Source organism: Paenibacillus mobilis, assembly GCF_058267595.1.
The window spans coordinates 19,120-43,105 of the sequence record NZ_JBZCMS010000002.1; the positions used below are offsets into that span (position 1 = coordinate 19,120).

20 protein-coding genes are annotated in these 23,986 nt (G+C 48.8%); 13 read left to right on the plus strand and 7 right to left on the minus strand.

The genetic code is table 11. From position 1 onward, the window contains the following. Positions 1 to 184 precede the first annotated feature (184 nt). The 12 genes from AC3ZPD_RS03255 (at position 185) to AC3ZPD_RS03310 (ending at position 15,608) form a co-directional block, all read left to right on the plus strand. A complete protein-coding gene (locus tag AC3ZPD_RS03255) occupies positions 185 to 1,939 on the plus strand; it encodes a sensor histidine kinase (protein WP_490982843.1) in 1,755 nt (584 codons plus the stop codon). Then, complete coding sequence (locus AC3ZPD_RS03260) at positions 1,926 to 3,560, plus strand: response regulator (RefSeq protein ID WP_490982844.1); 1,635 nt, start codon at positions 1,926 to 1,928, stop codon at positions 3,558 to 3,560. Before AC3ZPD_RS03255 ends, AC3ZPD_RS03260 begins: the two co-directional genes overlap by 14 nt. A gap of 141 nt (positions 3,561 to 3,701) precedes the next feature. Then, complete coding sequence (locus AC3ZPD_RS03265; protein ID WP_490982845.1) at positions 3,702 to 5,117, plus strand: ABC transporter substrate-binding protein; 1,416 nt, start codon at positions 3,702 to 3,704, stop codon at positions 5,115 to 5,117. A gap of 69 nt (positions 5,118 to 5,186) precedes the next feature. Continuing rightward, positions 5,187 to 6,086: a carbohydrate ABC transporter permease gene (locus AC3ZPD_RS03270; protein ID WP_490982846.1), complete on the plus strand. Its 900-nt coding sequence runs from the start codon at positions 5,187 to 5,189 to the stop codon at positions 6,084 to 6,086. 18 nt (positions 6,087 to 6,104) lie between these two features. After that, positions 6,105 to 7,007 carry a carbohydrate ABC transporter permease gene (locus AC3ZPD_RS03275; protein WP_490982847.1) on the plus strand — a complete coding sequence of 301 codons (903 nt, stop codon included), beginning with the start codon at positions 6,105 to 6,107 and terminating at the stop codon, positions 7,005 to 7,007. Between the two features lie 50 nt (positions 7,008 to 7,057). Continuing rightward, positions 7,058 to 8,068, plus strand: a complete 1,011-nt coding sequence (locus AC3ZPD_RS03280; protein WP_490982848.1) for a glycoside hydrolase family 130 protein — start codon at positions 7,058 to 7,060, stop codon at positions 8,066 to 8,068. A 67-nt stretch (positions 8,069 to 8,135) separates the two neighbouring features. Next, positions 8,136 to 9,524 carry an FAD-dependent oxidoreductase gene (locus AC3ZPD_RS03285; RefSeq protein WP_490982849.1) on the plus strand — a complete coding sequence of 463 codons (1,389 nt, stop codon included), beginning with the start codon at positions 8,136 to 8,138 and terminating at the stop codon, positions 9,522 to 9,524. Continuing rightward, positions 9,521 to 10,537, plus strand: coding sequence for an SGNH/GDSL hydrolase family protein (locus AC3ZPD_RS03290; RefSeq protein ID WP_490982850.1), 1,017 nt, complete (start codon positions 9,521 to 9,523; stop codon positions 10,535 to 10,537). Before AC3ZPD_RS03285 ends, AC3ZPD_RS03290 begins: the two co-directional genes overlap by 4 nt. Positions 10,538 to 10,936: 399 nt before the next feature. Further along, a complete protein-coding gene (locus AC3ZPD_RS03295) occupies positions 10,937 to 12,526 on the plus strand; it encodes an amidase (RefSeq protein ID WP_490982851.1) in 1,590 nt (529 codons plus the stop codon). Positions 12,527 to 12,937: 411 nt separating this feature from the next. Continuing rightward, the gene (locus AC3ZPD_RS03300) at positions 12,938 to 13,882 is read left to right on the plus strand and encodes a hypothetical protein (RefSeq protein WP_490982852.1); all 945 of its coding nucleotides are present in this window, start codon (positions 12,938 to 12,940) and stop codon (positions 13,880 to 13,882) included. Between the two features lie 190 nt (positions 13,883 to 14,072). Next, positions 14,073 to 14,579, plus strand: coding sequence for a GNAT family N-acetyltransferase (locus AC3ZPD_RS03305; RefSeq protein ID WP_490982853.1), 507 nt, complete (start codon positions 14,073 to 14,075; stop codon positions 14,577 to 14,579). Between the two features lie 252 nt (positions 14,580 to 14,831). After that, complete coding sequence (locus AC3ZPD_RS03310; protein ID WP_490982854.1) at positions 14,832 to 15,608, plus strand: hypothetical protein; 777 nt, start codon at positions 14,832 to 14,834, stop codon at positions 15,606 to 15,608. Positions 15,609 to 15,862: 254 nt separating this feature from the next. Here the strand turns inward: AC3ZPD_RS03310 and AC3ZPD_RS03315 are convergent, their stop codons facing one another. Together AC3ZPD_RS03315 and AC3ZPD_RS03320 are read right to left on the minus strand one after the other, a co-directional pair. Continuing rightward, complete coding sequence (locus AC3ZPD_RS03315) at positions 15,863 to 16,129, minus strand: type II toxin-antitoxin system RelE family toxin (RefSeq protein WP_094093755.1); 267 nt, start codon at positions 16,127 to 16,129, stop codon at positions 15,863 to 15,865. Further along, positions 16,113 to 16,346 carry a hypothetical protein gene (locus AC3ZPD_RS03320; protein WP_490982855.1) on the minus strand — a complete coding sequence of 78 codons (234 nt, stop codon included), beginning with the start codon at positions 16,344 to 16,346 and terminating at the stop codon, positions 16,113 to 16,115. Before AC3ZPD_RS03320 ends, AC3ZPD_RS03315 begins: the two co-directional genes overlap by 17 nt. 435 nt (positions 16,347 to 16,781) lie before the next feature. Here AC3ZPD_RS03320 and AC3ZPD_RS03325 point away from each other — a divergent pair, with 435 nt between their 5' ends. Further along, complete coding sequence (locus tag AC3ZPD_RS03325; protein WP_490983419.1) at positions 16,782 to 16,847, plus strand: putative holin-like toxin; 66 nt, start codon at positions 16,782 to 16,784, stop codon at positions 16,845 to 16,847. A gap of 373 nt (positions 16,848 to 17,220) precedes the next feature. On the opposite strand, the gene xerS is transcribed toward AC3ZPD_RS03325, so the two are convergent. The 5 genes from xerS to uxuA all read right to left on the minus strand — a co-directional run bounded on the left by xerS (position 17,221) and on the right by uxuA (position 23,966). Continuing rightward, positions 17,221 to 18,291, minus strand: a complete 1,071-nt coding sequence (xerS, locus tag AC3ZPD_RS03330; protein WP_490982856.1) for a tyrosine recombinase XerS — start codon at positions 18,289 to 18,291, stop codon at positions 17,221 to 17,223. Between the two features lie 189 nt (positions 18,292 to 18,480). Then, positions 18,481 to 19,467 carry an alpha/beta hydrolase gene (locus AC3ZPD_RS03335; protein WP_490982857.1) on the minus strand — a complete coding sequence of 329 codons (987 nt, stop codon included), beginning with the start codon at positions 19,465 to 19,467 and terminating at the stop codon, positions 18,481 to 18,483. 325 nt (positions 19,468 to 19,792) lie between these two features. Next, positions 19,793 to 21,253: a glucuronate isomerase gene (uxaC, locus tag AC3ZPD_RS03340; protein WP_490982858.1), complete on the minus strand. Its 1,461-nt coding sequence runs from the start codon at positions 21,251 to 21,253 to the stop codon at positions 19,793 to 19,795. Positions 21,254 to 21,263: 10 nt separating this feature from the next. Continuing rightward, on the minus strand, positions 21,264 to 22,889 hold the full coding sequence (locus AC3ZPD_RS03345) for a mannitol dehydrogenase family protein (protein WP_490982859.1): 1,626 nt from the start codon (positions 22,887 to 22,889) through the stop codon (positions 21,264 to 21,266). Then, a complete protein-coding gene (gene uxuA / locus AC3ZPD_RS03350) occupies positions 22,890 to 23,966 on the minus strand; it encodes a mannonate dehydratase (RefSeq protein WP_490982860.1) in 1,077 nt (358 codons plus the stop codon). Positions 23,967 to 23,986: the final 20 nt, after the last annotated feature.

The window sequence follows — 23,986 nt, forward strand, 5'->3', positions numbered from 1 at the left end:
AGATTCTGTAACCGTCACAAAAGAGCCCCCCAGCAGGCTGGTCAAGTATAACCAGATTTCTACGAAGGAGCTGCCCCAAAGCCATAAAATGGCTGCTCGGGACAGCTTCATTTTTTACGTTGTCGAATCGGGGTTTGCAAGACATAATCGAAGGATACAGATCTTAACGGGAGGCGTTAGAAATTTGGGCTACCTTCGCAGGCAATCGTTCCGAAACAAACTCAAAATCGCATTTTTAGCCGTCATTGTACTCTCCGTGCTGATGACCGGCGGGTTATCTTATTATATTTCGGCACTTACTTTGGAAAAAAATGCGATGAAGCTCACGCAGGACACGGTGGTCAGGTCCGCACAGATCGTGGACGAGAAGCTGAACAAGCTGATGCTGATTATGATGACGTTCATGATCAGCCAGCCTTTTCACGACATGTTAAAGGATGCCGCATCCGGGGACTCCAGCCGTTATTACACACATCTGAACGATCTTGACAACGTTTTCTCGCAGGCGCGGATTGCCGAACCGCTGATACAGTCCATCTATGTGACAACGCCGATAGGCGAGTTCTATCCTTCGTCTATGAACCGCAACAGACTCACCGCGTTTGAAGACACCTTCCTGTATGACCGCATTACACAGGAGAACAAGAACCTCTGGGTGGAAGGCCATGAAGATATGCTCTTCTCGGGCAGGGACCGCGTCATCTCTCTCATTCTGGAGCCAATCTTTGATATTCCGGTCAAAGATGTCTATATTGTCGTGAATATCCGTGAAGACGGCTTCCGTAAGCTGGTGCAGGGGGACACCGGGACACAGGCGTTCAGTTTCTTAATGAACACGGAAGGTGAAACCGTTTACCCTGCGAAGGAACCCCTGGTCCGGCAGGCGGTGGACTCAGGAAATCTGACGGATCTGATGAACCGACCGGAAGGCAGCCAATCCTTTGAACTGGACGGCAAAGCTTATTTGCTCAATTATGCCAAGCTCGGCATTGCGAATTGGACGTTAACCACGATCCAGTCCCGGGCTGGAGTGCTGAAGGACATGGTATATGTGAAATGGCTGATTGCCGGAGTTGCTCTGGCGGCCTTTACCCTAACAACGCTGATTTCCGGGGCGTTTACACGCTATTTGCTGAAGCCGCTGCAGGTGCTGCTGAAGGTGATGAAACGAGTAGAGAACAATGATTTGTCCGCCCGTTTTGAGAGCGGCAACGGAGATGAGCTGGCTCAGGTTGGCTTCAGGTTTAACCGGATGCTGGAGCAGATTGTGGTGTTGATTGAAGAGGTGACGGAAGCGCAGACGAATAAGCGATCTGCAGAGATCAAGGCGTTATCCGCGCAGATGGATCCGCATTTTCTGTACAACACGCTGAACACGATTTACTGGAAGCTGAACTTGAAGCAGATCGAGCCTTCGCAAAAAATGGTCTTGTCGCTTTCCCGGCTGTTCCAGCTCGGTCTGAATAACGGCAAGGAAATTACAACACTTTCGAAAGAATTAGAGCATGTACGCCAGTACCTGGAACTGCAGTCAAGCTGCTATGAGGGGTTGTTCTCCTATGAGATTCATGTCTGTGAGCCGGAGCTGTCCGCGCTTTCGATTCCACGCATCATTCTGCAGCCGCTGGTGGAGAACAGCATTCTGCATGGTTTTCGCGACCTAGTAGACGGCGGCCGGATCAAGATAGAAATTACCGGAGACGGGGATCGCTTAACGATTGCCGTAAGCGATAATGGCAGCGGTATGGACGAGACCCAAGTCCGCGCACTCTTTGGGCGGGAGTCGGAGAAGGGATATGCCGTATCCAATCTGATCCGGCGTCTAAAGCTCTATTACGGGGAAAGTTCGGAATTCCAGGTGAACAGTACGCCGGGCCTTGGAACGGAAATACGGATTTCATTGCCCAAGAAGGAGGAGCATTCGGATGAGCAATCATGAGGAAGTTAGTCTCTGCATTATCGACGATATCAAGAGCGTAGTGGACGGACTGACGGCGATGAACTGGGAGGAGCAGGGGATTCAGGTCGCGGGAGTTTCGAGCAATGGAGAAGAGGGGCTTAAGCTGATTAAAGAGGTGCGGCCAGACCTGATCATAACCGATATACGGATGCCAAGAATGGATGGGCTTAGCCTGCTGCGCGCGGTTCTGGAAGAGAACCACAGCTGCAAGGTTATTTTGATCAGCGGTTATGCCGACTTCGATTATGCGCAGCAGGCGGTTCAGCTGGGTGCATTTGATTTTGTGCTGAAGCCTTTTTCAGAGGAAGATATCATGTCGGCGGTGCTGCGGGCCAAGGCAGAAATTATAGAAGAGAGAGGCAAACGCTTAAGTCTGCGGGAAATGGAGAATAAGCTCCGCGAAAGCATGCCGGTGCTGCGGCAGGAATACTTCGCGCTGCTCGTGAGCCACCGTACTACATGGGAAGAGGCTTCGAGGCGGTGGAACTTTCTGAATATTGAGCTGGAGCCTCATGGATTCATAGTGATGCTGATCGAAATTGACCGTTTCCAGGAGCAGGTTGCCGAGCTGTCTATCCGGGAGATGGAGCTAATCCGTTTCTCACTGCTAAACATCATGCAGGAGACACTGGATGACTATACACGAAATGTCGTCTTCAGGGCCCGCCATGACCGGTACCTGGCCGTACTGAACGATACAGGTGTGTCCAGTTCATTCAGTCCGATTGAAATTGCCGAGCTTTGCTGCCGGAATATTGAGCAATATACCAAGTTTACGGTTTCGGTGGGGGTCGGCGGCAGAGTGGAGGAGATCAGCGAGCTGCCCGATTCCTACCGTCAGGCTCATCGGGCGTTATCCCATCACTTGTTCACCGAAGGGAATGCGGCCATTCTGTACGACGACATTCACCAAAGCGGCAGCCAAGAGCCGCTGGCGCTGGAGTATAAAGAAGAGCTGCTGCTTGCCCTTCGTTCCGGGAATGCCGAACGGACGGGTACCATTTTATCCACGATTTCAGAAACCCTGCAGGGTCTGGTCTCCCGGCAGAATCCGGATTACCTCCTCAGTTTGTACGATGAGCTGGCCGCTTCAGCCATTCGCACCTTTTACGAGATGGTTCCGTATACGGACATTCAGCCGCTGATTCAAAAATTCAGGGCGGTGCAAGGGACGGCGGGACTGTCACTGGCCTCTTTGCAGCGTCAGCTGCTCGCCTTATGCACGGATGGAGCCGAACTGGTACGCCGGAACAGCTTATCGGAAGGGCAGAGAGTGATTTATGAAGCTATTGACTATATCAAGGGCCGTTTGTCCGAGGACATCACTGTTGGTGAATGCGCCGCCCATGTTCATCTTAGCGCCAGCTACTTTTCCAGCTTGTTCAAGAAGGTGACCGGGATGACGGTCACCCAGTATACGACCTCGGAACGCATCCATAAAGCGAAGCTGCTGCTGGTGGAGGGGGCGCAGGTGCAAGAGGTAGCTTCGGCTGTAGGTTATGAGGAGCGCAGGTATTTCAGTGAAATGTTCAAGAAAACCACCGGAATGACACCGTCGGAATTCAGGGCGGCTTACCATCCGGACCGGCCGAAAATGTGAGGTGCGTACAGGAACTGTTCTGCTCACAGACCATAGAATCCTATCCCTGGAGAGTGAATATGCCCCACTCCTTTTCTGAGGATGAGAGTCTACAATAAAAGCGAGCTCACAATACAAACGTTAATTAAAGGGGAAGAACGTATGCGAAAAAAATGGTTAGGTCTCAGCCTAAGCCTCATGCTGGCCGCCGGAATTGCAGGCTGCGGAGGGAATGGCAACAACGGGAGTTCGGCGAATGGAATGGCGGGCGGCGGCACAGCGGCTCCCGCATCCGAAACGGGCAGCAATACGGCCGCGGGCGAGCCGGTAAGGATAAAATACTGGACCGACGATCGTCATGACCAGGAGTATATTAAGGAACTGATCAACAAGTTTAATGAAACGAACAGCGACCATATCCAGGTGGAGTTAACGGTGATGTCCGAGAACTACACACAAAGCGTGGATATTGCTTTCTCCAGCAACCAGGCGCCGGATGTGCTGCGCCTGAAGAGCGGCAACACGGCTGAGTTCGTCAAAAAAGGTTACCTAGCTCCAATCGACGGTTATCTGACCGATGATATGAAAACGGAATTTGGCAGCCTGGTGTTCGATAATGTGAACCGTTTTGACGGCAAGCTGTACTCTTTGCCCAATACCGGCCTTACCTTGCGTCTTGTTTACAACAAGGACCTCTTTGCCAAAGCAGGCATCGCGAGTCCTCCGGCATCGCTGCAGGAAATGGTCGACGATGCCAAGAAAATTACCGAAACCGGTAAATCCGAGGGCATTTACGGCTTCGCATTGAACTTCAAAAGTCCAAAGTCAGCGTTTGAGCGTTCCATCCGGGAAATTCTCTCCCTAAGCGGCTACCAGGGACTTGGTTATGATCTGAAAACCGGCCAATTCGATTTCGCCCCTTATTCGCAGGTAGTCGAATACTTCAAGCAGATGTATAAAGACGGAAGCATTCTGCCCGGCGCGGAATCGCTAGACATTGACCCGCTGCGGGCCCAATTCGCCGCCGGCAAAATCGGCATGTATCTTTCATTCTCGACGGAGCCGGGCGTGTACATGGATCAATTCCCGACGAAAATCAACTGGGCGGGCGCCTTGGCCCCAACTTTAGACGGACAGATCAAGGGTACTTCCGAAATCGTTTCCGCCGGAACCTGGCTTGGCATCAGCGCTAAATCGGCCAACCAGGATGCGGCCTGGAAATTTATGCAGTATATGTACGGCGACGAAATTTTGAAGACTTATCATGAAAAAGGCTTCGGGATTGCTATTGTGCCAAGTATTGTGAAAGAGGCCAAAAACCCTGATATCAATGGAATGGAGGGCTTCCTGGTCGGAGAACACGACGCGCTTTGGCCTGCTTCGCCAAACGTTACTCCGGAAGGTTCCAGCTATCCGGATGCTTTCTTCAAATATATTCTCGACGGGGGAGATTTGAAAGCGATCACAGCGGATTTGAACGCCAGATACAACGCCGCCTTGTCTAAAGCCGTGGAGAAAGGCGAGATTACCGTAACGCCGGATCCTGCTTTTGATCCAAGCAAACCGCAGGGAGAATAACAGGAAGGAGGGGCTGCCGCGCACTTCTTGGCGGATGCCCCTTTTCTTTTGCCGAAGGAGGAACGAATCATGGGCTTTAAATGGAAACGGCTGGGGGAGAATACTCTGTTTCTGATCCCAAGCATCATTCTGACGGTTGCCTTGGGGATCTATCCTTTGTTCTGGATGCTTCGCTATATGTTCTATGATTATGCTGGGTACGGCGATGCGCTGTTCATTGGCTTGGACAATTTCCGCCGCTTAATGCGCGACGGGCTGTTCTGGGAATCTGTCCGCAATACCTTTATCTTTGCCGGAGGCAAGCTGCTCTTGACGCTCCCGTTATCTCTGCTGCTGGCGGTTATCCTGAACGGGAAGCTGCGGGGCGGCAATCTGCTGCGGAGTATTTATTTTATGCCGACGGTCATTAGTACCGCAGTTATATCCGTGGTTTTTTACAATATCTTCAATTCCTACAACGGCATGGTTAACACCGTCCTGATGAAGCTGCACCTGGTCTCGCAGCCGATCGACTGGCTCGGACCCAAACATGCGATGCTCACAGTCATTCTAGTGGCGGTATGGGGCGCAGTCGGCAATTATATGCTGCTGTTCCTGGCTGGACTACAGAGCATTCCACAGGATTTGTATGAGAGTGCGGCTATTGACGGCGCGAACGCCGCAAGACGACTCTGGAACATCACGCTTCCGATGCTGGCGCCGGTTGCTCAAATGGTCATGATGCTGGCGATTATCGCTTCCCTGAAAGGCTACGAGAGCATTATGGTTATCACGGAAGGCGGTCCGATCGGCAAAACCGAGGTCATGTACCTGTATCTGTACAAATTGCTGTTCCCGGTATCTACAGGTTCGCCGGTATCACAGCAGCTTGGTTATGGCAGTGCCGTTGGTTTCGCAAGTGCAGTCATCGTTGGAGCGATCACCGGTTTGTATTTCTTCTTGAGCCGTAAAATGAACAAAGTGTATTAGCGTACAGGAGGTCCATCAATGAACGAACAGGTGTTATCCCCTCGGCCAAGCGGGCGCGGGAGCAGTGCAGCCCGCCCGATTTCCGGCCATGCCGGCAGAGCTCTTGCCCGTACGATCATGTGGCTGTTTCTATTGATAACGGCACTGCTAACTTTATTTCCCTTGTTTATGACATTATCCGGTTCTCTCAAGACCGGCGCCGAAATGATGACCGGCGGCAGCCTGCTGCCGGCCAAACTGCAATTCGTCAACTATGCGGAAGCCTGGAAGCAGGCTAATTTCGCCCGCTATACCTGGAACAGCGCTTTTGTCAGCATTATGGTGACAGCAGGCACCCTGCTGGTCGCTTCCATGGCGGCTTATGTGGTGGACCGGCGTAATTTTCCCGGCAAATCCCTGTATGTAACGGTGCAAGCATCGATGATGTTTATATCGGTTGGCGCTATTGTGCTGCGCCCGCAGTTTGATCTGATGGTAGCCCTGCACCTGAACACCACGCTGTGGGGAGTCATCCTGATCCTGATTAGCGCTCATTCCAGCACGTTCTTTATGCTGCAGGGCTTCTTCAAAGCCATTCCCCGCGAGCTTGATGAAGCGGCCATGGTGGACGGCTCCGGGTTCATCCGAACTTTCTTCCGGATTATTCTGCCGCTCTTGACACCGGGTCTGGGCGTGGCCGGGCTGTTTGCCTTCCGCCATGCGTGGAACGAATACATTCTGCCGCTGGTGTTCACGATGACCAATCCGCAGCTGCAGACGCTCACCGTCGGGCTGGCGAATCTCCGTTACGGTTCTTCCGCAGCGATGCAGATCCACCTGATGATGGCGGGAGCATGTTTGTCGATCCTGCCGATGCTGCTTGCGTATATTTTGGCCAACAAAACGTTTATCCAGGTGACCGCAGGCTCGGTCAAAGGCTAAATTCAATTTCTTATTTCAATTTCTTATTTATACAAAGGAGTATTCCACATATGAGTGATTCTACAGTAGGACCTTTGGTTTCCAGCCCGGTGATCACCCGTTGTTCAGCTAATCCGATTCTGTTGCCAAGTGATGTGCCTTACGGCCCGGCGATGGTCTTTAACGCGGGAGTCGTCAAATTTAAAGGCAGATATGTGATGGTCTTCCGCAATGACTATGGTGATGAACACCAGGGAATTGTTGCTCCCCATCATACGACCAATCTCGGATTAGCTTTCAGCAAGGATGGAATAAAGTGGGAGGTACAGCCGGAGCCGTGCTGGTCGTGGCATGATGAGGAGGTTACCCGCGTCTATGATCCGCGTCTAACGGTGATCGGCGAACAATGTTATATGTGCTTTGCGGTGGATACAAAGCATGGACTGCGCGGCGGCATCGCCGTCACGGAAGATTTCAGCTCCTTTGAGGTGCTGAGCCTGTCGCTGCCGGACAACCGCAACATGGTATTGTTCCCGGAGCGGATCGGGGGCAAATACGTGCGGCTGGAGCGTCCGATGCCCGTATACAGCCGGAACGGCAGAGACCGCTTTGACATGTGGATGAGCGACTCGCCTGACCTGCAATATTGGGGCAACTCCAAGCTGCTGCTCGCGGTTGAAGATGTAGCTTATGCCAATGACAAGGTAGGCCCGGGCGCTCCACCCGTCAAAACGGACAAAGGCTGGTTGACCTTGTTCCATGCCGTGGACCTTGACCACAGCCGGGGAAAGAACGGCTGGGAGGATAGCTGGAAGAAACGTTATACCGCCGGCATTATGCTGCTGGATCTTGCCGATCCCAGCCGGATCATCGGCCGGGCAGCGGCGCCGCTGCTTGCGCCGGAGGCTGGATATGAGACCAGCGGGGGCTTCCGCAATGACGTTATTTTTCCCGGGGGTATGATTTTGGAGGATTCCGGGGAAGTCAAAATCTACTATGGCGCCGCTGATACGGTAGAATGTCTGGCTACCGCGCATGTGGATGATCTGTTGCGTCTTTGTCTTGAAGGCACGGTCAAATAAGCTGAAGCTGAAGTCAAATAAGCTGAGTTGGAAAGTTTAAACCTATACAGAATTGGAGGAACTTTCTATGAATGATGAACCTATTATTTTGTCAGCCGCTAGTATTCCGGTTTCCCGTGAGGTAGATGTGCTGGTCATCGGCGGTGGCGCTGCCGGCATTGCTGCGGCCATTGCCGCTGCGAGAAGTGGAGCAAGCACTATGCTGGTGGAGCAGCGAGGATTCCTTGGAGGCATGGGCACCGTTGCGCTTGTCCCGGCCTTCTGTCCCTTTACGGATAAGCAGAAGCCGATTATCCGCGGTCTTGGCCTGGAGCTGATGGAGCGGATGAAGCAGGCGTGCGGCGCCGATTACCAAGAGGAATATCAAGAGCTGCTGGATTGGGTGCCGATCGATCCCGAGGTACTGAAACGGGTTTATGACGATGCCATTCTGGAAAGCGGCGTCATGCCGCTGTATCACACCTTTGTCTATGATGTCGTACTATCCGAGGACCGCAGGAAGATTGAAGGCGTTGTCGTCGTCAACAAAACCGGACGTTCGTTCATCTCCTGCCGGTATATCATCGACTGCTCAGGAGACGGAGATATTGCTGCGCTGGCGGGAGTTCCCTTTCAGAAGGGCGGGGAAGCGGGTGAGCTTCAGCCCGGCAGCATGTGTTATCTGCTTGCCAACGTGGACCGTTCGAAGTTTAAACGGTTTCTCGAGGAGAGCGGGGACACGGGCCAGCTGCATAAGACAGTCGAGCAGGCGATCAAGGACGGAGCGCTGCCGGAGGGCCGCAAGTCGATCTCCGGGCTTGCCTGGATCAGCGACTATCTAGTGGGCGTCAACTTCGGCCATGTGTTCGGCATTGATGGGACGCTCGCCGAGGATTTGACGCGGGGAGCGATTGAAGGCCGCCGCACGGCAGAACGCCAGCTGCAATTCTTTCGCCGCTATGTACCAGGCTTTGAGCACGCCCATATGGTGGCGAGCGGAGAACAGCTCGGCATTCGAGAGACGCGGCGCATCGAAGGAGATTATATCCTAACCGTCGATGATTTCCTTGCTGCGCGCTCTTTTCCGGATGACATTGCCCGCAACGCCTACTACATCGACATCCATCTCGCCAACAGTACAAGCGATATGACCTTCAACCACTTGCCTCCGGGAGTTTCACACGGCGTACCGTACCGTATTCTACTGCCGGTCGGCATCGATAATCTTTGGGTAGCCGGACGCTCCGTATCCTCGGATCGTGCGGTCCAAGGCTCCCTGCGCGTGATGCCGAACTGTTTCTCTATGGGTCAGGCTGCGGGAACGGCAGCAGCTTTGGCGCTGCAAGGCGGTACAGGCTCACGCGGCATTTCCGTAGCCGGGCTTCAGCGGCGGCTGCTTGAGCAGGACGTGTGGCTCGGAGAGGATTTCCAGCCAGTTGAAGAGGCCGTAAGCAAGAAGGAAGGGAATACGAAGTGAAGCAGCTTCCCTTAACGGATGAATGGTTTCACGGTGCCGTTTCACTGGAACACCGGGAGAGTGGAATCAAGCCGTGGCGTATTCCTTACTCGGATTACGAGCTGTATCCGCCGGAGGGTATTGAAGGCAAAGCGGAGATTTGCGCCGGTGTCCGCCTGCGGCTGCGCACAGATTCCGCACAGGTGGCGATATCGTTCACGCCACTTGCGGATGCCGCCGCTATGGATGGCCTAATTGGAGGAGCATTGGTCCAGACCCTCAGCTTACCAGCCGGTGCAACTGAAGCCTTGTTCAGTGAGCTTCCAGGCGGAGTCAAGGATCTGGAGATCTGGCTCCCGCAAAATATAGGAATGACCGTCACCGGCCTGCAAATTGGCGCCAACGCTGCCGGAATCCCGCTACCTGATACCCGGCACCGATGGATTACTTACGGCAGCTCCATTACCCAGTGCGTCGCGGCCTCCAGCCCCTCGCGCGCTTGGCCGGCCATTGCTGCCGGAGACTGTGGCTTCAACTTGACCAATCTCGGCTTCTCCGGCAACTGTCACATGGAGCCGATGATCGGGCGGCTGATTCGCGATTTGCCAGCCGATTTCATCTCCATATGTGCAGGTGTGAACATCTATGGCGCAGGCACTTTAAGCCCGCGCATGTTCAAGCCGCTGCTGATTGGCCTGCTGGAGACGATACGCGACAAGCACAAGGAGACCCCACTGCTTGTCATTTCCCCAATTTATGGCTCCAGCCGCGAAACGGAGCTGAATTTGCTGGGCTTCACACTGCCCATGATGAGAGTCGCCATCCAGGAGACCGTGGAGCTGCTCAGGGAACGGGGCGATCGAAAAATTTACTATCGGGATGGCCTAAACTGGTTCGGCCCGGAGGATAAAACCTTTCTGGCGGACGGTCTGCACCCTGGTGCCGAGGGGTATGAGCTGCTAGGCCGGCGCTTCCACGACATGGTCAACCCAATCTTTGCATATGTAAGCAATACGCCAGAGGATCTCATTTAATTCTGCCAGCAGAAAGATATCCTCGTAGAGGCTTATTCGCCAATAACCAGTACTTTTATTTAGTTGTCATTTCAGCTTTCACTTCACCTAATATCGGCCATACAGCTTGATCCAGACGCCGGGATACCCGAGCGTCTCTTTGTTATTCATTGCATTGTTGGCATAGCCTAAATAAAAAAACAACAATTTTACCTATCTTTAAATGTTACATTCCCTAACAAAACCATTTACGATAAAGAAAAAGCTACGTATAATCACGTTATTATAACTTACATATTTTATGTTTGTTGTAAAGAAGGGAGGATGTACGAATAAATCAGAGTAAAAAAGCGTTAACATACATGACATATTCATTGGCTATGTATGTTCAAAATTCTAAAAGAGGAGTTGGATACTAAGATGCAACGTTCAATTTTATTTATGAAAAGGCACTTATCCTCCATAGCTGCTATGCTGCTTGTCCTCATTTTGCTGGTCCCTTATATGCCCACTTCTACCGCTAAGGCGGCAGAGGCATTCCCGTTCGAAGAAATTACGCTTAAACAGCTTCAGGACGGGTATACGAATGGAAAATATACGACGGTTGAGGTTGTGCAAGCCTATCTAGACCGAATTAAAATATACGAGCCCAACTACAATGCATTCACGGTGATGAACCCGAAGGCGTTGGATGAAGCCCGTGAGATAGACCGACGGCGTGCGAGCGGGGAGAAGCTCGGTCCCTTGGCTGGTGTGCCGATTGTCATTAAAGAAGCGGTGGATATGGCCGGTTTCCCATCGACGATGGGCTGGGCACCGCTTAGTAAAGAAAAGGGAGGAATCGAGCTCATCCCCGAGAGAGATGCTCCCGTTGTTACCCGGTTAAAAGAAGCCGGAGCCATTATTCTGGGCAGAACGAACATCCCGGCGTTCAGCTCTTCCGGCACTCGCGCAACGACCAGTTGGGACGGGGATACCTACAACGCCGTTGACAGAAAGCTCGTTCCCGGAGGCAGCAGCAGTGGGACGGCAACGTCCGTATCGGGGAACTTTGCCGTGCTGGGCATCGCTGAGGAGACGGGCGGTTCCATTCAGAATCCTGCAGCTGCGCAGAATATCGTTGGGATCAAACCAAGTTTCGGATTGGTGCCAAACTCGGGAGTAGTACCTCTAGGAGGAAGCACAAGGGATGTCATCGGTACTCATGCCCGTACGGTTCAGGATGCGGCAGCCATGCTGGACGTTATCGCCGGCTACACGCACGATGACGCAAAGACGGTTGCTTCGATCGGCAATATTCCGGTCAACGGTTATACTTCTAAGCTGAATACGCAGGAATTGGCGGGCAAGCGAATCGGCTTGTACGGCAAAGGATGGAGGGATCAGGAACTCACACCTGAAACTCAGCTTCTTTACGATCGTGCCGTTAAGGAACTAATAGCGCAGGGCGCAACAGTCGTAACCGATCCGTTCGCCGGTACGACCTTTGCCCAGACAGTGAAGACCGGTGCGAACGGAATCGATTCAGTTATTTACGATATGCAAAACTACTTGAAGAACCTTGGACCGAGTGCTGCCATTCATAATGTCCAGGAGCTGATCACCAAGACGGGTCAAACCCCATCCATTTTCGAGCGTTACAACGGCAATCTACCCGATCCTGATTCACACCCAGATCTCTCCGCCTTCATTGATACCCGCACAAAACTACTAAAGATCATTAACGATGTCATGGACAAATACGATCTTGATGCCCTGGTTTTTCCACAAATGTACAAAGAAACGCCACTTCTCTCGAGTGAAGACAACATCGGCGCGACAACAGTGTCAGAGATTAATCTGGCCGGTGTTCCGCTTGTCACTGTTCCTGCAGGTTATTATAAGAGCGGCTCACCGTTCGAGCTGGCATTCACAGGAAAAATGTGGAGCGAAGCCGATCTGCTCGGCATGGCCTACGATTACGAACAGGCTACAAAGTACCGGAAAGCGTCGATTCTGACGGCAAAGTAGCAGAAATACTCGAAACACAAGCGCATAGTAAAAAGTATTCCACGTCAAATAGACAGTGTATATTAATGTGCTATAAAAGGCCTCAGCCCATGGAATTCAGGGCTGAGGCCTTTTAGATTTGCCTGTAACCGCTATATGTTGATTTTTCCTGGTGTGATGCGCAGCTTAAAAGCAAAGACACACGTAGTTATGATAGGCTTTAAGGGGGCGGGGTCAGAGGAAAGGAATTTGACCTTATTGCTGCAGAGTACCTATTGTATTCTTGTAATGAGACTTAATGGAAGATCCTTATGTCAAACGAGCAGGATAATTCAATCATTTCTTGAATAACTCTTAGCATAGGGCATATACGAACTTCGTTAATATTACGTTAGACGAAACTTTTATAATTTACTTTTTGGAGGATTGAAGATGAATGAAAACTCGTTAGTAGATCAACTGATAAATTCTAGAAAGGAATTTCTTGATGAAAGAGCATTTATTATGCAAATTCCGATTGTTGAAACTTTACCTCCATTTTTTATTGAAAAATTAGATGAAATCAAATTTATGGTTGCCTTTGGGTTAGATAATTACGCTATAAAGAGTCTGATATTATTCATGGAGGAAATAACCAACCATATTTTAATAGCTGCAAATATTGAATATGAAGAACAATATCTTGAACTTTTATATGACTATGATAAAAAATTTAAATATGCTTGGCAAATACTTAAGGAAGTAAATAATCGAGGTCTAATTCTAGAAGAAGATTACTTATTTTGTTCTAGATATTTTAACAATCACGATTCAGGTGGTCAGCGTTTACGAAATATTGAAATACATAACTTGTTAGCAGAGAAAATCTCTAATTTCCGATTAAGGGATGATGTTAAAGGGCAACTTCATGAAATAGATGATGAAGTGCATATAATTAAATTGATGCAATCTAGCCCAGCTTTTATCCATATAGGAGCACGAGATATGGTGACTAGGGATATCGTTAATGAGTTCATTTCACTGATCAAGTATGTTAATAGAAGTGCTGATATTTTATCAAAACTTAATAATTTACAAAATAAACAAAGTGTTGAAATTGAAAGCGAATTATCCCTAGCTAATTGTTTTCAAATAATGATAACGTTTGACGATGAAGTTGCAATCGAGGAGTTTGTTTCTGACCTTCAGAGAATTAATGGAGTAAATAAATTCGAATTATTACAGAGATCAATTAATGAGTCCTCTAGATATCTTCAGATAGTCAGAATAAGAACTTCAATATATTTTAAGTCTTTAGACGTAATGATGGCTTTTTACGAAGCGAAAACTTCGTCAAAATATGAAATACACCAAGTAGGAATATGCGAAGAAGAATAAAAGCTTCGTCTAACACAGTATTCGCACAGCGGGCTAGTCAGCCCTTGATCTACCAGAAGTAATCTCGGAGAAGAAAACTCAGGTAGATACATCCATTTCCCTAAGATAAGAGCTATCTAAGGGAAATGAACGTCGCGAATACAACAACGTTATATGAAACCGCCCTAGTGCAAAAATGAGGAGGAATTCAATGAATATTAGATCAGCTTCGCCTAATGATATTGAAGGAATTGCTCAGGTGCATTTGGAAAGCTGGAGAACTACCTATAAGAACATTGTTTCAGAATCCTATCTATCGAATATGACTATAGAAGGAAAGATTAAAAATTGGAACTGGATATTTAATAACTCAAATTATAGTGAGTTCATCTACGTATTAGAGGATACGAATAATCAAATTGTTGGATTTTTAAATGGAGGTAAAAGTCGAGAAGTCGAAATAAATTATCAAGCTGAATTATATGCAATCTACCTATTACAAGATGTCCAAGGAAGAGGATATGGTAGATTGCTTTTTAATAGATTTATAGAAGATCTAAAGTTGAAGAACTATGACTCCATGATGCTGTGGGTCCTTAAAGATAATTCATCAATAAATTTCTATAAAAAGCTGGGTGGAGAATATATAACAGAGAAGAATATAAAGATTGGTGAAGAATATTTAATTGAAGTTGCTCTTGGATGGATACAACTCTAAATCCATTACCGATAATTCGGGGAAGTGGGCGGCATCATATAACAATGTATTCACGCTGCGGAGCCTGAAGGCTCCTGGGTTCGCCCGATGAGGATGAAGCTGGGAGTGGATTCAGGCGAACAACCCTGCGAACCTAACCGCGTCGCGGCCGACAGCTGTAGCTGCCTTAAGGTTCTCGGGTTCGTGAATACGGGAACGTTATACGCCATTCAATAAACATTGTAAATTCATCAGTTCATAAGGAGATTAAACATGGAAGTTAAAAAACATCTTCCTCAAGCAATTTCTGATTTAGGTACTGCAGGAGTTATTGGTGGGATATTAACACTAATCGGAACTTACCCGACTGGAGTTCAAGCATTATTTACTTTAGGGATTCCGGCGCTAGGGTGTATGTACAACTTGGGCAATAGAATAATTACAGATAAAATTGCAACTAAGGACAGAGAGAAAATCGAAAAGCTACATAAAGAAATAGCTGCAGAAATGCAAAAAAGAAATATTCAAGAATTAAATCGATTTGTAGAATTTGATTTTTCAACTGAAGAATTTGTGATGATAGAAGAGCTTGTTAAACATTCTATTAATGCAAAGAATGATTGGACAAGACGACTAGCTTCGTCAGTCCTTGTTACTGTTGGTTCTGAGAACCTTGATGATATAAATGGAATGCAGCGTTGTGTTTCAATTCTTGCAGAGCTCGATGAGATAGATGTTAAACTATTATATTTACATTTGTGTGTAACTTTTTCTTATCTTGATCCAGAAAAAATCGAAATGGAATGTAAAGAAATTAAAAATGAACTATTAGCTGATAAAACTGTCTTTGCCCAGTCAATTAAAGTAAGCTCAGAGAAATTAGAATCATTAGGACTTGTTATGAGAGGTTGCTCAAGATATCCGTACGATGACGAAAGAGGAAATAAACCAGAAATGATTGATGATTTTCTATCACAAAATAGAAATGAAATTACGATGCACTGTCAAGTATTTCAAGGATTCCTTAAAGGAACTATTAAAGACTCTTGAGTTAATCAGGAAGATTTGAACGGCGTATAACACAATGTTCACGCATCGGGCCATCCTGCCCTCGGTCCTGCAGAAGTTAGATGTGGATTCGGTGAGGCATATCAGCTGCGGGAAGTAGATTCAGCTGGACACATCCACCTCCCTAACCGAATCGCGGCCGCCCTTCGGGCTTAATGGAGTTGGACGTCGTGAACACGAGAACGTTATCTGAAACCGGTGCAATACAAAAATAAAAGAGACACTAATTAGTGCCTCTAAGCTTTATAAACATCACCACGAGAACCAACCTTGATAATCACAATAATCAACTGATCATTAAAGTAAGAGTAAATAACTCTATAAGAACCAACCCTAAGACGATATTGATTTTCAGTACCTTGCATTTTTTTAATATCTAGTTCTGGATGTTTTGGGTTTTCTGAGAGTATGTTGATATGATCAAGAATACGATTTCGAGTTGGTTTATCTAGTTTTTGGATGCTTTTTATTGCATCTTTATAGAATTTAATTTCGTAATTCATGCTCGATATCCTTTAAGCTAATGAGTTCGCCTTTTTCCATAGCATCATGAGCTGCCTTGATTGAAGCTAAGTCATCTCGAGTAGTAGGCTCATCATCAAGAGGAATTTCCGAATAATCATTCTGGATAAGACGCTCCATCAAGTCGGTTACAAGTTCAAGATCTTTTTCTGTCAAGTGATTAATGAGGTAGTTAATTCGATCTTTACTAATAGCCAAGATCAACAACTCCTTTCAAACTAATTATAGACATTATAACATGAATACAGTCCACTCTAAAGAATGAAGAGCTTATTTTGTAAGTAATTCAAAGATGGCACCGGTATCAGATAACATCGTTTTCACGTATCGGACCATTCGGTCCTTGGATTACCAGCAGGTAAGAAGCGAGGGAGCAGAGTCAGGCAATCAACCCTGCAAGGCTAAGTGGCGCAGCCACCCAGTCGCTGCGCTCCTTTTAGCCTTTTCGGGTTCGTGAACACAGGGAACGTTATCGGAAATTCCGGCAAAACATATAACAAAAGAACCGAACATACATTCCGCCAAATGGTGGATAAATGTGGTAAGCTAGGAGAGTACACTTGAATCTTGGGTGGGCATGGTTTCCCTTCAAAAGGAGGTCAAGCCATGGAAGTAAAGGATGCATGAACAATAATGTTCCTCTTTGGATCATTCATTCTTGCACTTTTAACTTACATCAATAACAACAAGAGAAAGTAAAAAACCCACCCAAAGGTTAGCTGCCGAAGGTGGGTTTTGTTCCTGTGACTTAGAAGGGGATAAACCATCCAAGCCAATTGTATGGACCAAGTGTTAGCAGCACTTGGTCTTTATTAAATATATAGTACCATATTTGAAAAGATGTATCAAAGCATTGAATGAAATTGAAAGCGATTCGAAGAAGGGCATTCCCATCAAGTTATTGATGCAGAAAAGCAGTATATAAGGACAACAAATGATTTACATACATATGTACAAAATACGAGTTTTGTGGAAAAGTACTAAAGAAATAAAGAATGCCAGCTTAACAACCGGCTATTCTTATTCTTTTGCCCCAGTATCCGAACTCTATATGACCGACCGTACAGTCCTTTTATTTATCCATATTATTAACCGCAGCTTTCATCTCTTCATCCGTCAAATGCGTGTAGATCATCGTGGTTTGGATCGACGAATGCCCCAATTGATTTCTAAGGCGCGGGACGTCGTTGTTTTCCATATGGTAACGGGTTGCAAAAGAGTGTCTCAACGAATGAACCGTCAGCGCCGGCTTGCCGAATGCGGCGGCATATTTTTCGATCAGCTTTTCAATGGCTCTTGGCGTTAAACGCCGGTTTTTGCCTTTGCGGCCGATTGGAGCTGCCATAAACAAATAATCTTCAGCTTTTTCCGGTTTATACCGCGCTTCACGGATCTTCAAATAGCTTTCCAGGTCACTCAAGGCCTGCTGGCTGAAATAAACGTATTGTTCTTTATTGCCTTTCCGCAAAACGCGTATCAATCCTTTGTTCATATCCAGATCGGCCAGATTGATACCGGCAACCTCGGATAAACGCAGCCCGGATCCCAAAATTAAGGAAACGATCGCTGTGTCGCGTTCGCAGTTGAATTCATGGAATCGGTATAGTCTTTTGTTCGTTTTATTTTTTTGCCCAAAATCATAAGCAACAAACTGCCTGAACAGCTCATAATCGTCATTCCGGAGGATTTTGCCTTCAATCCGGTTGGCGATCGTTTCCTGGCTTTCACGGACGGCGTTAAATTCCACTTTGGCCATCACGTTGCGGCGGATATACGGCTCCAGATCCTGGGTTTCGGCTTTGTTCTGCAAATAATCAAACAGCGATTTCAGCGCAGATAATTTGCGGTTGATGGTCAGTTTCGTGTTTCCCAATTGGTACTCCAGGAACGACAGGAAATTTTCAACTTCCCGGACCGTCAACGACTCCAGCTCAGCCAGACTGACTTCGACGCGGCTTGCAGCCGAAAATTTTTCAGCAACCAGCCAGTCAAAAAAGATGATGTAGTCATGGCAATAATTCAGCAGCGTTGTATGGGATAACTTGCGTTTGCGGCTGTCTATGTATTCAGTAACGTACCAAGGCAAATCGGCTAATTTAGCATCGATTCGTTTCATGTAATCAAGCTTTTGGGTTTTATCCATAATCGGCCGGACCTCCTTGGTTTTATCATAATCATCTGATAATTATTCGTCAAATTATTATTTTACGTAATTTAAATCATTCCCTATTCCCTTCCTTGGATCCAAGCCATAAAAAGGTGAACTGGCACATACACAAAAAAGACGAAGCCTTCCCTGTGAAGGAATTCGTCTTTTTTGCATTTGTCCGAATTACCCCCAAAGACCTTCTTTCATGGCTTGTACAGCGATTGTTACCGCCTGGCGGCTCACTGCAGCTTGGGGAACCGCAATATCAAAACCGTGGAAACACCCCGGATACAGTGAAAAACCGGTAGGCACCCCGGACTGAACTAATCGGGTAACATAAGCCAGAGTATCGTCCCTGTGCGGATCCAACTCTCCTACAAAAGTATAGCAGGCAGGCAAACCCGCATAATCTTTCTCTCTGGCCGGCGCCGCATAAGGAGAAATCTCCCGTTCCTTGTGTCCTTCTCCAAGATACATATTCCAAAGCCTTTCGCACATTTCTCTATTTACGAGCCCGCCATAGGTGATTTCATAATTGGATGGCGTGTTAAGCCGATCATCCATTGTCGGGTAGAGAGGCATTTGAAAACGGATGCTTGGGCCTTTGCGGTCACGCGCCATCAGGCAGACGGCTATCGTTAACCCGCCTCCGGCACTGTTGCCAAACACACCGATACGATCGGAATCGATGCCGAGTGCACCTGCATTTGCGGACATCCATTCTAAAGTCGCGTAGCAATCCTCAACTCCGGCCGGAAATGGATCTTCAGGAGCCAGCCTATATTCCGGAGCTATAACAACACAATTGGCTTCTATGACAAAATTGTAAATGTAATTAAGGTATCCATAACCCGCCTCCGATGAGCTTTGTAAAGGCTCGTCCGTAAGCTCCTGCGTTCCGCCTGTTGCATAACCTCCGCCATGAAGGTAAAGAACCCCCGGGAGAGGATTTTCTTTCTGCTGAGGTTCGTAGATTAAGACTCGAATATCCGGAGCCCCCTCCGGTCCTGATATATAACGTTGCGATATTTTGACTTTCGGATCTGCTACAAGCGGAATATCAACTCTCAATTTAGCAATCTCTTCGGGTGTCCAACTTGCCGCTACGTCATCCGGGGCGAATTGCAATACCGGTTTTAATTCAGGATGAATTCTCTTTTCGATGTTCATTTTCTTCGCCTCATCTCGTAAATTTTATTGTAAGCATCATTAGGTTTGCTGAACCGTTACAATTGCCATACTGCATATTTTCGGAAACTGTTCCCGTTGACAACAAACCGGCTTCTTTCTATTAATCGTAATAATTACAATTAAAATATAAAGGTTAATTGGTCTACTGTCAAATATACCGGGCCTATATCGAAGGGCTAAAAGTTCTACATCTACTTTATTCAAAAAAATACGCAAGACCACAAACAGAGCCTTTCACCCTGTTTGCAGTCTTGCGTTATTTCAACTACCTACCCTTACTGCAACGGAAGATTTAAGCCAACCGTTATTTGCTTGCGCTCAAATTCAACCCAAAATACTTGTCGGCATTATGAAAGCAAATATCCTGCACGATTGTCCCCAGGAACGGCAGATCCCTCGGCGCTTCGCCGTCCGCAACCCAGCCTCCGATTAAATTACAGAGCACCCGGCGGAAATACTCATGACGCGTATAGGACAGGAACGATCTTGAATCCGTCAGCATGCCCACAAAACAACTGAGCAGTCCAAGGTTGGATAACGAAGTCAGCTGCTTGAGCATGCCGTCTTTCTGGTCGTTGTACCACCAGCCTGAGCCGAACTGCACTTTCCCTTTTATGCCTTCTCCCTGAAAAGAACCTACCATCCCAGCCAGGACGTCATTTTGCGAAGCGTTCAAATTGTACAGAATGGTCTTCGGCAGCTCATTCGTGCGTTCGAGACCGTCAAGCAGCTTGGATAACCGGTCTGCATAGGTGAGATCGCCGATCGTATCAAAGCCGGTATCTGGCCCTAACTCTTTAAATTTACGGGAGTTCGGATTGCGGATCGCACCGATATGAAGCTGCATCGCCCAGCCTAGCTCCGCATATTTCCGGCCAAGCGCCAGGAATAAAGCCGTCGTATATTGCTCGCATTCCAGGCTGGTTAAGCTTTGTCCGTTCAACCTTCTGCTAAAAAGGTCTTCCAGCACGGATGGCGAAGCCTCCGCATAAGGCAAATCCGAAAAGCCATGGTCAGAGATCAGGCAGCCGTGTTGGTTGAAATAGTCGGCACGTTCCAGCAAGGCGCGTTCCATCGAAGCGTAGGTAGTAATGGCATAACCCGCCGCCTGCTCCAGTTGTTTGACATAGCCAGGAAAAGAATCCGCTCCGATCTGCAGCGCTTTATCCGGCCGGAACGTAGGCGTCACACGGGTAACAAACGCTCCGCCTCCTTTTCCGTCCTTAGCCTGCCCGCCGGCCTGCTTCTGGCTGTCGGCTATCCGCATATGATGAGCCAGATCGTCAGCCGGATCGTCCGTCGTACAGATCCATTTTACGTTGGAGCGTGTAATCAGACCTTGCGGTCTGAAATCATCCTGGGCCAGCAGGCGGTTGCAGCGGTCATATATGTCCCGCCAGTTGCCCGGATTCAGCGGCTCCTCGATGCCGAAATACGTTTTCAGCTCAAGCGCCGACCAGTGGTAAAGCGGGTTGCCAATCGTGTAGGGAAGCACTTCGCTCCATTTAGCGAATTTTTCTTCATCCGAGGCATTGCCGGTAATATACTTTTCTTCTACGCCAACCGTCCTTAAAGCCCGCCATTTATAATGGTCTCCCCCCAGCCAAACGTCCGTGATGCTGTCGAAAGGTTGATTATCGGCGATCAGCCTCGGATCCAGATGACAGTGATAATCGATGATCGGCATGGCTTTGGCATAATCGTGGTAAAGAATACGGGCTTCTTCGGACTGCAGCAAAAAATCTTCCTGAATAAAAGGTTTCATCGTCCTTTGTTCACTCCTTTGTCCCTGAATTCAAATACTTCTCCAAAGTTCGCCGTATGGCTCCCGGCCCCGCTAGCATTTCATAAAACAGGCCTTCGATTTTTTCTCCCAAACCTGCCTCGTACAGGTCAACGCCAAAAATCTTCTCATCCTCCAGAACAGCCCTTACGCTGGAGGATGAATCGCCCAAGGCCGTTCCTGCAAGCCTTGCCTGCAAAACGTCCAGCAAAGGGTCCGGGCTTAGCCGGAACGGCTTGCCTTCATCGTCGACGCCAATCAAATAACGGCACCACGCGGCAATGGCCAGCGGAATTCCCGTTAGCCGGGCCGGGTCAAGATCTTTGCGGTCCCGATACGCTTTGATCGTTTCGCCGAACCGGATGCCTACCTTCTGCGACGTATCCGCGGCAATCCGCTGAGGCGTATCCGGAATGGACGGATTCGGGAAACGTTCCTTTAACACATCGTCCAGGAAACGGCGGGGATTCAGAATGCTAGGATCGACAACTACCGGGAGGCCTTCGTCATAGCCGATTTTCTCCACCAGCCTGCGCAGCGTGTCGTCTTTCATTTCGTCTGCAATCAAGGTGTAGCCGAGAAGACAACCCGTCACGGCAAGCGCCGTATGCAGCGGATTCAGGCAGGTAGTAACCTTCATTGTTTCCACCTTGATCACCGTTTCCCGGTCCGTCAGGATGACGCCTGCTTCTTCGAGCGGCGGCCGTCCGTTCGCAAACTTGTCTTCGATCACCAGGTATTCGCTCGTTTCCGCGTTTACGAAAGGGGCGAGCGCGGCATTTTTTGAGGTGACAAGGATATCCAAGCCTTCCATGCCCGCCTCCCGCAGCAGCGCTTCCACTTTCTCCGACGGACGCGGCGTAATTTTATCAATCATCGTCAGCGGGAAAGCCACTTGGCTTTCGTCTTCCAGATAAGTTACGAATCCTTGCTCCGCCAGGCCTCTTTGGACCCATTCCTTGGCAATCGTCACGATGCTGTTTTTGAGCTTCTCCCCGTTATGGGAGCAGTTATCCATGCTCACGAAGGTTATAGGGTATCGGCCTTTTCTATAACGGCGGTAGGCAAGCGAAGCGGCCAGGCTCATTAAATGGGCAACCGGCTGACCAGGCCCGCCGGCCAGGTCTTTCTCTACCTCTTCCAGATACCGGCCTTCCGGACCGGTGAGCGAGTATCCTTTTTCCGTAATGGTGAAGCTGGCGATCTGCAGGTCCGGATGTTCAAAAATCCCCTTCAGCCGTTCCTTATCCTTCTCCCGGTTCGGGTCGGCCCCGATGACCTCGACGATGCTCGCGATCACCTTCTTCTGATATTCGCCGCGCGCATTCATCTGGACCAGAAGGGTCAGGTTGTCATGCGGTTTATAGATCTTGTCGATGCTTTCCGTATCGCGAGGCACGACCGCAACGATCCCCGTATCTGCTAGTCCGTTATCGAGCAGCTTTTGCTGGCAATTCGCCACAAAACCGCGAAAAATATTGCCAGTGCCGAAATGCACCCATTCCGGCTTCGCCTGCGTATTCCTCGCTGCCTGCCCGATATCAAACTTCGGCAGCTCCACGCCAGCCGTCCGCCAGCCTGATACATCAGAAAGACCGCTTAAGGATAAATGAAGCATTTATTTCACCTTCCCTGCGTTTTCGAGACTGTCCCATACGCCCAGCAAATACATAACGCCAAGCGCTCTGTCATACAAACCGTAGCCCGGGCGGCAGTTGGCCTCTTCTCCCCAAAGATGGCGGCCGTGGTCGGGACGGACATAACCAGTGTATCCGTTTTCATGATAGGCCTTAACGACTTCCGGGATATCGACGCTGCCGTCGCGTCCCCGATGGGAAACCTCGATGAAATCCCCGTTGTCGAACACTTTGACATTGCGGATATGGGCAAAATGAATCCGGTCCGCAAACTCGCGGATCATGGCCGGCAGATCATTTTCCGGGTTGGTTCCAAGCGACCCCGTGCAGAAGGTCAGTCCGTTATACGGGCTGTCAACCATGTCCAGGAACCTGCGGATCGTATCCCGGCTGCGGATAATGCGCGGAAGCCCAAAAATCGGCCAAGCCGGATCGTCCGGATGAATCGCCATTTTGATGTCGACTTCTTCGCACACCGGAATGATGCGTTCCAGGAAATATTTCAAATTATCGAACAGCATCTCCTCCGAGACATCCGCGTAAGCCGCAAACAATTCATCCAGCTTGGCCAGCCGTTCCGGCTCCCAGCCCGGCATCGTGAATTTCCCTGCGCCGTTCAGTAAGCGGTCTATAATTTCACGCGGATTGTCGGTAATGGCCGCCTTTTCATAAAACAGGGCGTTTGAACCGTCAGGCAGTTCCTTATAGAGCTCGGTGCGCGTCCAGTCAAATACTGGCATGAAATTGTAACAAATGACCTTAACCCCAACCTTGGCAAGCTTGCGGATCGTATCGATATAAACGTCGATATAGTGATCCCGGGTCGGCCGTCCGATTTTGATATCGTCATGCACGTTAACGCTTTCCACAACCGCCGTACTGAATCCTTTGCTCGTGATCTGGTGCGCAACCTCCTGAATACGTTCCATCTCCCAAACTTCTCCGGCCACCTTGTCATGCAAAGACCAAACGATACCCATTACTCCCGGAATCTGGCGGATGTGATCCAAAGTAATGTTGTCATTTCCTTCCCCATACCATCTCCACGTCATGTTCATCTCGGAACCCTCCCCTTCGC